Genomic DNA, 11,195 nt, shown 5'->3' with positions numbered 1-11,195 from the left:
ATATAATATATATTATCATAATAATGAACTTTTTTCTTATTAATACCGTATTATGATTTTTATAAAAACATATATTAATAGGCATATTATTATAATAATATGGATAATGACTATATGACAAAAACCAAGGCAGGAAGAATTGAGGAAAGGGTTTATGAGGATTCTGGAAAATTTCTAAGCTATTATTATAAGGACTCAGAGACTGGAAAAAGGGTAAAAAGCAAGATAATTTTAATCGGTAAAAATGAAACAAAGGCCTATTTTTTAATACCAATGAAGGATAAAGAACTTGCCATTAATGCTGATTTTGATCTTGACTCAAAGGTTAATTTAAATGGGGAGGCTGTGAGTTTAAGAGATCTGATAAATAAAACATAAATTTATAAAAAATCAACAGAATAAAAAATGAATATAAATATTTTATATATTAATGTTTTATAATCCATTATGAATTTTGCGGTTCCGTTTTTTGATGTCATTTCAGATCTAACAGGTTACATTGACGGCACGAAAATATCCATGCCTGGTCAGGGCTGGTTTATAGCAAATCATATTGTAAGCTATTTTTACCGTAAAAATATAAAGACTTACATTGAAACATTACCGGCTGTAATGGTAAGAAAGAGGGCTATGGGAAATTTTCTGAGGATTGGGGGCCTGAGAATTAACCTCACTCCAGATATTGTTTTTTTAAATAAAAATATGATAAAACACATAAAATATATGAAATTGTTTGATTTTTATAAGGATTCCATTGTTATAGCCACAAATATTAATGACCTTCAATTGTGTGATATTAAGAATTATAAATCTGGGATTCCCAATCCAGTTTACAGTGCCCTTGGCATTGCTTTCAAAAAAATTTATGAGAAAAAGTGCGGGTACTTTGGTGATTTAAAGAAAAGTAGTTATTTTTCTAAGGCACACTACAGGGAGATACCGTCCTTACTCTTAAAAAATGAAATAAACGCAGGTATATTGTGGCGTAGTGAGGCATTATACTGGAAATTTAAATACATTGAAATACCAGAAACAGAAACAGTTTTTTCCGTTGCGCTTTTAAATGAAAATGAAAATTCAAAACAAGTTTACGAGGCCTTACAATCAGGGGAATTAAATATTTATTATGACAAATATGAATGTTGTATTAATAAAAAGTCATAAACAATAAAAAGGGAATTTGTATATATTAATATCATAAGACTATATTATTTTGGTGGCCTTAAGGCTGTAAAGACACCTATTAAAGTTATTGTTGACCCCCCTATTTGAAGGATTCCGGGTTTTACATCAAGCATGATAAAAGTAAAAATAAATGCGAAGACGGGTACAAGCAGTACACCAGCACTGGCCCTCACAGAACCAAGAGTTTTAACAGTGTTAAACCATAAATAGTATCCAAAAACCTGTGCAAGTATGGCGAGTATTAAAATAAAAAATATTACCTTCAGGGAAAATTTAAAATAAAAATCAAATGGCGTTATGGATATTGAAAATGGAAATGATATTAAGGCCATAAACGCATTTAATTTCAAAACATTGGCATTCTTTAAATTTCTTGAATAAAAAACTGTTCCACCGGCCCAGAATATGGCAGCAATCAATGCTATTATTATTCCTATGTCAAATTTTACAGATGTAATTGAAAGGGACACACCGGCAAATGCAATGATGATTCCAAGAATTATACGCCTGGCAGGTCTGTAGCCAAGAAGCATTTCAAATATTATGACAAATATGGGCTGGGTGTATATCATAACAGATGCAAGGCCGGGGTTATTTGATTCCGATATTCCAAGATTTAATAAAGTTAAAAATGCAAATATATTTAAAAGCCCGGCAATCATCTCTTTTTTTCCAAATACATAACCCCTTGCCATGAAAAGAAAAAATATGGTAGATATCCCAATTCTGGAACATGAAATAATTAGCGGAGAAACATATACAGATATCTCCTTTGTAAATGGATATGTAAATCCCCAGATAACAACAAGAGGGATAAGAAATTTTATTCCTGAGAAATTTTGCATGGCATTATCTTTATTAAAAATAATATAAAAACTCTTCCCAGTAAACAAATAAAAGTATATTATAAAAGATATCATTAAGAGCCATGGACATAGATAAAATCCATAATGATGGGGAGAGTATTAAAAAAATGCTTGATGATGCAGGCTATTATAAAACTCCAGAGGATTATAATCCGGATTTAGAAGATAACAATATAACCTTTTCCAATGCATATCCAATAAAGGCCTTTGAAAAATTTTTAGGCTATTATGATTCTGATAATAGAATAGCATATAACCCATCAATTTCAATGCATACTGATTTTTCATTCTGCCTTACAGCATGCAGGTACAGAAAAATTGGTTCAAAAGATACTGTTGTCCTTGATGGAGTCAGTAATGAAAAATATGATAAAAAGGCTAGATTCGCACTTAATTATTTTAAAAGGGAATATAATATAAATGGTTTCTTTGATTTTTACATAAAAAGGTATAGGAATTATGGAAATGCGAAGGGTTTAAGTGAATCGTCAGCTGTTGCAGCCTCAGTATCTAGGGCTTTAATAGCAAATGTCTTTGGTTCAGACGCATCAGAGGATAATGTTTTTGTCTCAAGATATGCACGCCTTGTATCTGGGTCTGGTACCAGGGCCGCACAGAATGGCATATCCATATGGCTTTCATATCCAAAAATGGAGTTAAAGGATTGCGCGGCATTTAATCTGGGCAAAAATAATACAAAATTATATTATGGCATATTTCCTAAATATAGTGATATACCAACGGACAATGCACATAAAATAGCAGTAAACTCATTATTTTATGAAAAATGGGTAAATGAAAAATATATAAATATAAAAAAACTTATTTTAAACAATTTCGATGTAAATGACATGCTAAAAATTGCCGAAAATGATATGCTAAGATTAAATTCGGTACTCTTCTCAGGGGGGCTTGTAATTCAAACGCCCGAAAGTATAAGGCTTTTGCATGAAATATTAAAGTTTAAGGCGAAAAATGATGGGCTTTACTTCACAGCAGATACAGGGCCATCAATAATGATCCTATCCTTTGACCATTCTTTAATAAAGGAGTTTACAGAAAACGTTGATGATTCTTATCTTAATGGTTCATACAATTTTAACGGATATAAGCAGAAAATGAATGATTTTACCAAGGAGGCAAATGAATATTTTATTAAAATTAATTAAATACAACATTTATTTAAAAAACAGTTATAAACCAAATTGACATCAGAAATTATGATGAGATTATTCTCAAAGGAACAGATTAAAATCATCTCCCTTGTATCCATGACAATAGGTATGCGTACTCTTGGTTTATTCATGGTGCTTCCCATTTTTTCAATATATGGGTCTATATTTACAAATTCATACATTCTAATAGGACTTGCACTTGGAGCATATGGAATAACCATGGCAATATTTCAGACACCTTTAGGAATACTATCTGATAGATATGGGAGAAAAAAAATAATGGCGGTTGGAATAATTACATTCATAGCCGGAAATTTGATCTCTGCATACCCGGTAAATATATACGGTCTGATAATTGGCAGACTTATAGAGGGTGCCGGTGCAGTTAGCTCTGCCGGTATAGCCCTTGTACATGAAAATGTTAGCCCAACAACCAGAAATATTTCCGATGCAATTATAGGAATATCAATAGGTTTCTCATTCATGATAGGCGTCATTATAGGTCCTTTGCTTTCAATAGTCATAAACTATTCAGGGATTTTTATAATAGCGGCAATTATAGGAGGTATTTCATTTATTCCCTTAATTATGATAAAAGAATCAAAAAAAATAAAAGAGTTCTCAGCAAATTCTGGAATAGATAAAAAATTAATGATTGTATCATTTATCAGCTTTTTTATTTATTTTTATATGATTGTATTTTATTTATACCTACCATATTTTTCATTAAAATATGTTCCAGTTTCGGGATTTTATAAGTTTTTGATACCAGCGGTGATAATAGCAGGAATAATAGGGCTTTTAATAGCAAGACCTGCAGATAAGAATAAAACAGTTTTCTTTTCATTAGTTTCTCTTGTTGTGCTTCTTATAAGCATTCCAGTATATTTTATGAACCCATTTATTAAAAATATATATTATTACTATCTTGCGGTAACGCTATTTTATTCAGGATATATAATAAGCGAGACAGTTTTTCCAACACTTATAACAAGGCTGGCCAGAAGGGACAGTTATGGTGGAAATCTTGGATTTTACACATCAATGCAGCATGCAGGAGTATTTTTTGGGGCTGTTATAGCAGGCCTGCTTATTATAAATATAAATAGGGATATACCTGTAATGGTTCTTTTAATTATTTCAATAGTATTTTCAATATTTATGCTCTATTATGTGACAAAATTCAGGGAGGTATATCTGGATACCCATTAATTATTTTAAATGGTATAAACATACTGATAAGTTAAAGTTAATATATTTTGAAATTATATAGGAATCGCAGAGGTTACCGAGTCTGGACAAAGGTGCCAGATTAAGGGTCTGGTTCCGAAGGGGTTCGCGGGTTCAAATCCCGTCCTCTGCATTTTTATAATATATTCCTATAATTTTATTAAATATGTAGTTAATATTAAACATTTATTAAATGATTTATTATAGGGTCAAAATGGATGTATACACTGCAATTAAAAAAAGGCGGGACGTAAGATCATGGTTCAGCAATGAAAAAATACCTGACGAAATTATATCAAAAATATTAATGGCTGGGAATTATGCACCGTCAGTTGGTTTATCACAGCCGTGGAATTTTATTATAATAAAAGATATTGATATAAGAAAAAAAATAAAATCCATTGTTGATAAAAAAAGAATTGATTTTTATAATTCATTGCCTTATAATAAAAAGAATAAATTTGAAAGGATAAAGATAGAAGGTATTTTGGAATCTTATATTAATATCGCTGTGACATGCGATTTCAGCAGGAAGGGCCCGGATATAATAGGTAGATCAACAATAAGAGAAACATCCGAATACAGTGTTGTTCTTGCAATAGAAAATATGTGGCTTGCTGCAAGATCTGAGAATATAGGCATGGGATGGGTCAGCTTTTTTGACCCAGAGGATGTTAAAGATGTCCTAAAAATACCAGAAAGTATAAAATTAATAGCATATCTTACACTTGGAAAATTAACAGAGGATCATGATATACCTGAACTTGAGGAAAAAAACTGGGAAAAACGGAATAATTTATCAGAATACGTTTTTATGGATAGATGGGGAAATAACCCTGATAAAAGCTTTTGTGATTTAATAAAAAATACAAAATTATAAATTTTTTGTATAATTATATTTCTATACCTCTCATTACCGAGCCCTACTAACACTGGATGTCTGGAATGATGGGATTTTCCAGATAAATTGTATATATGCCCATGAGGTGATATATATGAACCTTCTGATCCAAACGGCATGGATCCAAAAATCCCATGGAAACTACCAATCACTTGCCCATGCATGTGGGCAGATGCTACAGGATTCATGGCCACAGAATGTTAATGTATAAAATATAAAAAAGAAAAACCTAGTTGAATTAACAGAACCGCAATGTTATGTTAATTTCCACTGTCAGAACATGCTTACCGGTTACCGCGAGGAGATATTAACTTATGTATAACAATTACATGAGACTTAAACCCACCATGGCAACAAACTTATATGAAAATATAATATTAGTGGTTGTGACCTCCAGAATAATTCCAATTGCTTTAATAATTATATTTATTTTGGTATCAATAAATCCTAGCCATACAGGTTCTGGCGGTAACAGAATCCTAACAGAGCCAGATAAAAATGTAAAAAGTCAGATAAGCACAAATTATGCATATTCAAGAGAGCCTGCACCGATGGGGATAGCAGATTATGGGATTGGTTATAATAACGTTCCCTATGAATATAATACAACCTCATTTATGGGTATTGTAAATATTACTTATATACACACATACAACTCTTCCATAAATTCAACACTGCCTTTTGGTAGATATGGCATGTCTGTACAGTTGAATACAGTTATGAGATTTTCATCTGGTGAAAAAACCTACGTTTACTGGGCACAGAATGTTGCAGTAATAAATACATCAGATAATGAAATAGCATTTATAGATAATGTTTGGAATATGTCGTCACAGGATTCTGTAATGAAAAATTCAACAATTTCTGGAAACGGAAGCATTTATGGGAATGCATATATAGCTTCTGCATCAGAAGCACTACCCGGCAATTATAAAAATCTAAAAACACCATTTTTTATTAAATTTATAACTAATGTAACAGAGGTAAATGGAAGACCTGAGTTGATTTTTATGTATAATGATGGTTATGGCTGGGTAACATACGATTCACCAGAATTTAAATTTGTATCCGGTCTCACGGCAAAACCTGTTTTTACGGTTAATGGGTATAAATTAACCCCGTCAGATAATTATTACGATGCCGAACTTGTTCTCGGTGGACCTGGAAATGGAACAAAAACGGTTGATGAAAAATCAAATATTGAAATGTATCTAAAGTACTGGAATGGACATAATTACCAGATGATAACAAATGCCTTTAATTATGGTTCTGACACGCAGGAGGGGATATGCAATGTAACAGATACATATAAATTTAATAATGGTTTTATTTATGCCTCAGTTATTAATTCATCATCCAATAATGAATTGAAGCAGATATATAATTTAAAGGATGTTGCGCTTGTTAATATAAGTTCAAATCTTAAATCTGGATATATTAGTATAAATGGCACAATGCATCAATTTTTTAACTGTGATGCAAATCTGACACTGGCACCGGGATATTATAATATAACGGTTTATTCATCGAATCGCCAGTTTATTAAATCAGAATTTTATCAGTTAAGATCTGGTGAATACCTACATATATTTGCCGGGGCCTTTTATAAAATAATTTTAAATGAAAGCGGTCTTCCCGTAGGTACAAAATGGTACGTAAATTATACATACAGCACCTCGAATATATCAAATAGCATAATTATTATGCTAAAAAATGGCTATTATTCCCTTAACATTTCATCAGCAAATAAAGATTACAGACCAGAAAATTATACAATTAACATAAAAGTCAGTGGAAATAATCAAACTGTTAATATTACATTTATTCCTGTGCTTTTTAACATAAATATAATCGAACATGGTTTGGGTCCGGGGCAAAAATGGACAATAATAATCAATGGAACAAAGTATGAAACAACTGAAAAAAGTATAAGCTTAGATGAAATGAATGGTACGTATGAATATAAAATACCAGAAACTAATGGTTTTTATTCCTCAAATCCTACAGGTATAATAAGGATAATTGGGAATAATGTTACAATCAATATTTATTATCATAAGGGCATGGTTGATGAATTACAAGAATATTTATATTTATTCGTTGCAGGCATAATTGTTGCAGCATCAATATTTATTATATTTAAAAAAAGAAAGAGAAGATAGTCATGTTTATTTTTATATAGGTATAGGATTTTAAAATTCATTAAAAAATGATAATTTTTAACTTTAATTTGATTACAAATGCAATTTAATTAAAGATTTAATATTTTATTAAATCCATAACAAAAACTTAAATTGTTTTTCACAATTATATATGCATGCACCAGAATAGTGATATTAAAACACTTGCAGAATTGCTTGTCCACTCATTAAAATTATATGGTCACAATTTTATCTTTGGAACCACCGGAGCAGGTGAGGCGGAGATACAGGATGCCATCTCCAAGGAGGGGGATATTAAATGGATACAGGCACTCCATGAGTTCACAGCGGTAAGTTCAGCCGAGGGATACAGCCTTGCAAAGAATAAGACGGGAATAGCACTTGTGGATAGGATAGTTGGAACACAGAATTCAATTGGGGCATTATACTCTGCGTACATAAATATGGCCCCAATGCTTGTTTTCTCATCAAGGGATATCGCCGGAACCCATCTGCTTAAAGACCCAACTGCACATTACTCATCAAAGCATTTACAAATTGTTGAGCCGTGGGTAAAATGGTCAAACAATTCACAGACAGAAAAAATGCTTGAAGAGGACCTTTCAAAGGCCTTATTTATTACCCAGCTGGAACCAAAGGGAATATCATTTATTACATTGCGGCATGACCTTATGCAGCGGCGTTATAATGGTATAAAAATCAGAATTAAGAATTTTTATTACAATTACAGGGTTCCAGACGAAAAAACCATAGCTATAATATCAAATAAAATCCTTGAGGCACAGCATCCGGAAATATTTATTTCACATGCAGGAAGAAATCCTGAATATGTTGAAACCATGGTAAAATTTGCAGAGATGTTTGGTATAAAGGTGAGGGAGAGAAGGTATTTCATGAGCTTTCCACTAAGGCATCCGCTGCACCTTGGCTTTTCACCCAGAATGAAGCCACCAGAGCTTGGAAATGATGATCTTGCACTTTTATTTGAATTTGGAATACTACCCGGAAATAAGCTAAATGAAAATGTTGATGTTATAGACTTTTCAACAGATTTTGTTAGAAGGCGTGATATATACAGTGGTGGCGATTACGGTTCTTCAAACCTCTTTAATTCCATGGATATAATATGTGACCTTGGCCCGACCCTTGAGGTTATTATGAAGCATGCAAAAATACAGGGCAGTGACATGAATTTAATTAAGGAAAGAAGGGCGCGTATAGAGGATAAGCATAATAAATTAATGGAGGAAATAAAGGAATCGGCAAATAATGATATAAAATCAGGCAGGATCACAGCAAGCTCAATAGGCCATATTATAAACAGCAACTGGGAAAATGGGATGACCTTCATTAATGGAAGTATATCGCTAAACACAAAAATAAATCTGCAGATGGATTTACCGGAACCAGGATCTTACTTCAGCAATCCCAGTGGCCATTTGGGATCGCCTGTTGGTATGGCCTACGGCGCATTTCTGGCAAAAAATGAGGAGAATTATCTAAATGGCATAAGAAATTATAAACCGGTTATATGTATAACAGGTGATGGGGATGCCATATTCGGCAATTTTACATCTGCATTATGGTCTGTAAAGCATTATAATCTGGGTGTTGTGTATATAATATTAAACAATGGTTCATGGGCTGTTGAATGGCCATATTTTGAAAATACTATAGAGCGCATTGTTGCTGAAAAACATGATCATCAGTTTATTGACCTTGATTCACCAAGAATCAGCTATTCAAAAATGGCTGAGGCATTTAGCATTTCATCATATGATGTTAGAACACTCGAAGAGTTTGATTCTGCACTTAAAAATGCCATTAATGGTGCAAGAAGGGGTGAGCCTGCAGTTATAGACATAATTATGGATAAATTTAATCCATAACATGCATTTATTTTAAAATGTTCATTAAAAAAGTCTAAATATATGTAAATAATTTTTATAATATGGAAATCACAACATATAATCCTTATAATAATGAAGTACTTGGCAAATATAAGGTAATGGAACTTGATGAAATAAAGAAAATTATATCAAATCTTAATAATAATCAGAAGAAATGGAGGGAAAATATAGATTATAGAATAGATAAAATTAAAGAATCAAGGGGTAACTTTGAAAAAAACATGAATGACCTTGCAAAACTTATGTCATCTGAGATGGGAAAGCCAATAAGCCAGAGCATTGCAGAGGTTAAAAAAACACTATGGTTATTTGATTATTATATAGAAAATGCAAAAAATTTTCTTGCCAATGAGTATGTTAAAACTGAGGCAAAAAAATCATATATAAGGTTTGACCCGCTCGGAACCATTTTAATAATTATGCCCTGGAATTTTCCACTGTGGCAGGTTGCCAGGGCTGCAATACCGGCATTGCTTGCAGGTAATTCGGTATTACTAAAGCATGCTTCAATAGTTAGCGGTACATCATTGAAGATTGAGGAATTATTTAATCTGGATGTTTTTAGATCAGTTATTACAACAGGGGAAATCATAGACCAGGCAATACAGTACTCAGACGGCGTATCATTTACAGGCTCAACTGCTGCAGGATCAAAAATAGCATCCGAAGCTGCAAAGCACATTAAAAAATTTGTCATGGAGCTTGGTGGGTCAGATCCTTACATAGTCATAGACTCATCAAATCTTGAGAATGCGATTAAAAACAGTGTGTTTGCCAGACTTCAGAATAACGGCCAGAGCTGCATAGCCTCAAAAAGATTCATAATAAAGGACGATATTTATAATGAGTTTTATGAGGGAATGCTTAATGAATTTGAAAAGGTAAGAACCGGTGATCAGCTTGATGAAAATACCTATGTTGGACCATTATCGTCAGAGGCACAGAAAAATATAATATTAAAACAGGTAAACGAGCTTAAATCATATGGCGAGGTCATTGAAACTGGAAAAAATGAGGGGAATCTAATTAAACCAATGATTGTGAAACTTAATAAAGACTATGGCGAGGAGGTTTTTGGCCCCGTTGCCATGATAAAGAGCTTTAAAACAATAGATGAGGCAATAAAGCTTGCCAATGATACACCATACGGTCTTGGTTCATCCATTTGGGGGGATGAAAATGAGGCAGAAAAAATGGTACCTTACATGGATGCAGGCACGGTTTCAATAAATAAGATCGTGGCATCTGACCCAAGGCTTCCATTCGGTGGGACAAAGAAAAGTGGAATTGGAAGGGAATTATCAAGATATGGTATTCTGGAATTTACCAATATTAAAACTGTCTGGATAAATTAAGATACTTTAAATCTATTTTTTAAATATTTTATAAGTTAAATGTAAATGTTTTTTATACATTGATAAGTTTAAATTTGTTATTGTAATTTATAAAGAGGGAAAAGCCCGAGGGCAGCCCACGCCGAAAGGTGAGGAAAGTCCCCCCTCCACGGCAGACTGCTTCCAGCGAAAACTGGATTTCCGAGAGGAAAGGTAAAGGGACAAGAAATAATACGGTTCCTGCCTAAGGATGATTTGTAGAAATGACGTTTGCAGGAGTGCCGATGAGAACCCTCCCAGCAGGGAGCAAGTCTAAATTGAATCCGTGAACACTGCCGTGAGATTCAGGTAAGACGCATAGTCGAATGCTGCCAGCCGAAAGGTGAACAGAAGGGGGCTTACTCCGGGCATTTCCACTCTTTTATCAATAAT

Annotated in this window: 9 protein-coding genes, 1 tRNA gene and 1 other RNA gene; 10 read left to right on the top strand and 1 reads right to left on the bottom strand. The window is 32.9% G+C overall.

Annotation, left to right across the window (positions count from 1 at the left end):
- Window positions 1-99: 99 nt before the first annotated feature.
- Complete coding sequence (locus AOG54_RS06735; protein ID WP_048100794.1) at window positions 100-378, top strand: hypothetical protein; 279 nt, start codon at window positions 100-102, stop codon at window positions 376-378.
- Between the two features lie 69 nt (window positions 379-447).
- On the top strand, window positions 448-1,164 hold the full coding sequence (locus AOG54_RS06730; protein WP_048100793.1) for a substrate-binding domain-containing protein: 717 nt from the start codon (window positions 448-450) through the stop codon (window positions 1,162-1,164).
- Window positions 1,165-1,208: 44 nt separating this feature from the next.
- On the opposite strand, the gene AOG54_RS06725 is transcribed toward AOG54_RS06730, so the two are convergent.
- Window positions 1,209-2,030, bottom strand: coding sequence for a DMT family transporter (locus AOG54_RS06725; RefSeq protein ID WP_048100792.1), 822 nt, complete (start codon window positions 2,028-2,030; stop codon window positions 1,209-1,211).
- Between the two features lie 83 nt (window positions 2,031-2,113).
- On the opposite strand from AOG54_RS06725, the gene AOG54_RS06720 reads away from it, so the two are divergent.
- The 8 genes from AOG54_RS06720 (at window position 2,114) to rnpB (ending at window position 11,176) form a co-directional block, all read left to right on the top strand.
- Window positions 2,114-3,220, top strand: coding sequence for a mevalonate 3,5-bisphosphate decarboxylase (locus tag AOG54_RS06720; RefSeq protein WP_055032549.1), 1,107 nt, complete (start codon window positions 2,114-2,116; stop codon window positions 3,218-3,220).
- Between the two features lie 36 nt (window positions 3,221-3,256).
- Window positions 3,257-4,438, top strand: a complete 1,182-nt coding sequence (locus tag AOG54_RS06715) for an MFS transporter (RefSeq protein ID WP_236692473.1) — start codon at window positions 3,257-3,259, stop codon at window positions 4,436-4,438.
- A 66-nt stretch (window positions 4,439-4,504) separates the two neighbouring features.
- Window positions 4,505-4,589 (top strand) — tRNA-Leu (locus tag AOG54_RS06710).
- A gap of 81 nt (window positions 4,590-4,670) precedes the next feature.
- On the top strand, window positions 4,671-5,336 hold the full coding sequence (gene bluB / locus AOG54_RS06705) for a 5,6-dimethylbenzimidazole synthase (RefSeq protein ID WP_048101316.1): 666 nt from the start codon (window positions 4,671-4,673) through the stop codon (window positions 5,334-5,336).
- A 335-nt stretch (window positions 5,337-5,671) separates the two neighbouring features.
- Entirely contained in the window at window positions 5,672-7,519 is a 1,848-nt protein-coding gene (locus tag AOG54_RS06700) for a thermopsin (RefSeq protein WP_054964178.1), read from the top strand.
- 155 nt (window positions 7,520-7,674) lie between these two features.
- Window positions 7,675-9,408: a thiamine pyrophosphate-binding protein gene (locus AOG54_RS06695; protein ID WP_054964295.1), complete on the top strand. Its 1,734-nt coding sequence runs from the start codon at window positions 7,675-7,677 to the stop codon at window positions 9,406-9,408.
- A gap of 62 nt (window positions 9,409-9,470) precedes the next feature.
- Window positions 9,471-10,784 carry an aldehyde dehydrogenase family protein gene (locus AOG54_RS06690; protein ID WP_048100786.1) on the top strand — a complete coding sequence of 438 codons (1,314 nt, stop codon included), beginning with the start codon at window positions 9,471-9,473 and terminating at the stop codon, window positions 10,782-10,784.
- A 99-nt stretch (window positions 10,785-10,883) separates the two neighbouring features.
- Window positions 10,884-11,176: RNase P RNA component (gene rnpB, locus AOG54_RS06740), an RNA gene on the top strand.
- The last annotated feature ends 19 nt before the right edge of the window (window positions 11,177-11,195 follow it).

This window comes from Acidiplasma aeolicum (assembly GCF_001402945.1).
In the GTDB taxonomy this organism is placed as follows: domain Archaea; phylum Thermoplasmatota; class Thermoplasmata; order Thermoplasmatales; family Thermoplasmataceae; genus Acidiplasma; species Acidiplasma aeolicum.
The sequence above is the reverse complement of the archived record's forward strand: the minus strand, read 5'-3'. Positions and strand labels throughout refer to the sequence as shown.